This window comes from Pseudomonadota bacterium (assembly GCA_018823135.1).
Lineage (GTDB): Bacteria > Desulfobacterota > Desulfobulbia > Desulfobulbales > CALZHT01 > JAHJJF01.
In genome coordinates, this window is record JAHJJF010000023.1 from 1 (window position 1) to 3822 (window position 3822).

General features: G+C 43.1%; 2 protein-coding genes and 2 rRNA genes. All 4 read left to right on the plus strand.

Going from position 1 to position 3822, the window contains the following annotated elements; genetic code table 11:
* Positions 1–362, plus strand: a 23S ribosomal RNA gene (locus KKE17_01865); the annotation flags it as partial.
* A 373-nt stretch (positions 363–735) separates the two neighbouring features.
* Positions 736–852, plus strand: a 5S ribosomal RNA gene (gene rrf / locus KKE17_01870).
* A 903-nt stretch (positions 853–1755) separates the two neighbouring features.
* Positions 1756–3396, plus strand: coding sequence for a fused MFS/spermidine synthase (locus KKE17_01875; protein ID MBU1708729.1), 1641 nt, complete (start codon positions 1756–1758; stop codon positions 3394–3396).
* Positions 3397–3550: 154 nt separating this feature from the next.
* Positions 3551–3822 (plus strand): CBS domain-containing protein (locus tag KKE17_01880; protein MBU1708730.1); only part of this gene is annotated, 272 nt, incomplete at its 3' end.

The following is a 3822-nucleotide window of genomic DNA, read 5'->3' on the forward strand; positions in this document are numbered from 1 at the left end:
AAGGGTTTGGCTGTTCGCCAATTAAAGCGGTACGTGAGCTGGGTTTAAAACGTCGTGAGACAGTTTGGTCCTTATCTGTTGCGGGCGTAGGATATTTGAGAAGATCTGTTCCTAGTACGAGAGGACCGGAATGGACGAACCACTGGTGTTCCTGTTGTGGCGCCAGCCGCATCGCAGGGTAGCTAAGTTCGGAAGGGATAACCGCTGAAAGCATATAAGCGGGAAGCCTACTTCAAGATAAGATATCCCGTACCAAATGGTACCTGAAGGCACGTCGCAGACTACGACGTCGATAGGTCGGGTGTGGAAGTGCAGTAATGCATGGAGCTTACCGATACTAATCAGCCGTGCGGCTTGACCATATTTTTTTCTTATCCCTCTTTATAAAGAGACTGCTGCTTAGGAAATACGCTATTCAATTTTCAGAAATTAATTTAATCTGAAAAAGTTGCACTGCCGAAGACGCATAGAATGTTCCGGCATGCTCACGTCGGCCCGCTTTGTTGGCCGACCATTTTCAGAGATCAATTAAACAGTTTGATTGGTTTAATTGGTCATATTTGTTGGTTTGGTTGAGTTGTTGATAACACATCAAACAAAATGAACCGATAAACAAATAAAACCGAATTTCAATTTTGTCCCGCAACACAACAGCGGGACGTGTTTCAGTCTCGAGTCGTTGAGTAAAGGCCGGGCATTTGAAACAGAGTAGTAATTTATTATCGAATTTAGTTTTTCGGTGGCAATAGCGAGAAGGTCACACCCGTTCCCATTCCGAACACGGAAGTTAAGCTTCTCAGCGCCGATGGTACTGCATGGGTGACTGTGTGGGAGAGTAGGTCGCCGCCGAATTCTTTTTTATATATGCCTTCATCCTTTACTGGGTGAGGGCATTTTTTTTGTGGCTCCGACAACAGCGAGGAGATCACACCCGTTCCTATTCATGAACACGAATTATCGGTTTCGACGCGTACACTTGTACAGCGACGAAGACCTCTTCCTTGCACCTTTACCCATCACAAACACAGACATAACTCTGGATGCTTCTCAGCGCGAGTGGTCTGAACGGGGTTTCTACTGTGTGGGTTCAGGTCGCCGCCGAATTTATTTTTATAAATGCCTTCGTCCTTATAGGGTGAGGGCTTTTTTGGGGCAGTCAACTCTGGGCTTTGTCCTTTGACCGGAGATAAAGCCATACCCGTCCCATTTTTGAATACGGAAGTTATCCAGTTTTCCATGGTCTTCACGCGGGTAAACCTTCTTCGGTGTCATTTTTTCGCATACGCCTATACCCAAAAAATATGACTTGAAGTCTTCATATATCTGCTCTTTTGTTCACCTGTAACTATTAGAAAACAGGGGCGCATTTTAAGAGCGGTTTTGAACACAGGGTTTCTACTTTGTAGGCCCTTGGTCGCCGTGAAATTAATTTCGCCCCCCTTTTCGTGTGGTTGATAATTCTGCAAACATTTATAGCATACTCGTTTCTTTAAAATAACCGGGGTTATTCTGAATTGTACTAGAATACTTTTAAGTAGCAGCATAAGGTTCTCACTTTGTGTATGGATTTCATATTGAGACACATAAATAATTTTTGTAAAAGTATGTATATAGTACGCAAAAAAGAAATGTTAGGTTTTTTTCTTTGTTATATCAACATGTTATGTGCAATAAAGGTGGTTTCTTTTTTTATTTAAATGTGGTATAGTTAGTAATTATTATTAGTAGCATTAACTGTGTTTTTTTGGTGATGGCATGGATGAAAAAGAAAAGAAAAGACAGAAATTAATAAGCCGTTTCGTATTCCTAGGGTTTGGTTTATCCGGTGCAGCGGCACTTATTTATGAAGTTGTGTGGACCAGAAGTTTATCAACTATCATGGGATCATCCACCTATGCTGTTTCAACCATGCTTGCCGCCTTCATGGCGGGCCTTTCCGTGGGTGGGTGGCTTGGCGCTATTCTGATTCCGAAAATAAAACGGATATCCTTGGCATTTGCTTATTGTGAATTGGGGATCGGACTTGCCGGAATAATTGTCATGCCGGTTATACTCGCTTTAACGCCACTGTATATGAAGAGTTTTTATACGTTTCATCTTTCGTTTAATACCTTCTCAATTGTTCAATTCATAATTGTTTTCATGATTATGGGAATACCCACAACACTTATGGGAATGACCTTTCCATTTGTCGTGAAATTGTTTGCCAAAGAAGGAAGTGATGCCGGACAGCAAGCAGGTTTTCTCTATGGAATCAACACGCTGGGGGCGATTGTCGGATCAACTGCCGCAGGATTTCTGCTCATTCCTACTCTGGGAGTTAAGGGAGCAGCCCTCATCGCCGCATCGCTCAACATTTTCACCGCCGGTATCATCATTATTCTTTCTAAGGATTTCAAGAAAATTATCCCGGTTGTCACGGCGCTGTTGGTTCTCGTTCCGGTTTCGACAATTGTTGCTAAACAGGATTTTCCTTTTTTCAGCTATTTTAACGCCTTCAGGTTCGGCGATTACGATATGGCTTATAAAGTCTATGAGCATCTTGAAAAGCACGGAGAGAAAAACGTCGTTTACCATAATGAAGGCATTGACGGCGATGTGGCTCTGATCAAATACCAGGTTCACAACAACGAATATGAATGGGCTCTGACTAATAATGGCAAGAGGGAAGCAGGCGATGACCGTGGTTTTGCCATGTTGGCCTATCTGCCCACCCTGCATTATTCTTATGGTCAGCCTCAGTCAGTACTCAATATCGGCCTCGGCTCCGGAAACACCCTGAAATATCTGGCGCAATACCCCATCAATCACATTGATTCTGTCGAGCTGAGTGAAGGGATCATTGAAGTGAACAGGACAGTCCTTAACCCTTCGTTATTCTCCGATCCACGTATAGATCATATAAAGGCTGACGGCAGAAATTATCTTCTTCTTTCGCCTATTTCATACGATGTGATTATCGCAAGCCCCTCATGGGCTGTTGAGTCGGCGTCTGCCGGACTATTGACTGATGAGTTTTTTAGAATTGCTGAAAAGCGGCTTACGCCAACCGGGGTTTTTGCCGTATGGGTGGATTTTTTCATGATGAGTCGTGATGATCTGGAAATCGTTGTCCGGACTTTTTCGCGACATTTCAATCATTCTCTTGCCTGGTATGTGGAGGGCGATTTTGTGATCCTTGTCGGCTCAAATACGCCGTTCATCACGCTACCCGACAGAATTGTTCAACAGGTGGTGCAAAAGCGTCCGGACCTCAATCGAAGTTTCAGGCTTCTCATGTCTGAAGAATATATCAATACCATAGCTTCCGGGAAGATCAATACCGATGACAAGCCGGTGATTGAATTTCATAATGCCCGCCATATGATTACCTGGCAGCCGGACGAAAAATCATAAGACTTTTCAGCTCTTTTCTGATTGTTTGACTTACCCCACTGAAATACTCTGTTTTTCCCCCTTTTTTCGTAGAATTTTCCAGGGATACTCTATATGCTTTTATATAAAGATGTCATCTGCCTTATTAACCAGGAATTGTATCAATGGAGAATAAATGCTTAAAGCAAGGGACATTATGACTAAAGATGTTATAACCGTGTCGCCTGATATGCCAGTGGATAAACTCGCCAGCATTCTTTTTGAAAACGGAATCAGCGGCGTTCCGGTGGTGGATGAGGATGGCAAGCTTCTTTCAATAGTGACTGAAAACGATCTTATTGACCAGACCAAAAAGGTTCACATACCTACGGTGCTGACAATTCTCGATTCGTTTATTTATCTGGAAAATCCGGGGAAATTCGAAAAAGAAATAAAGAAGATGGCCGG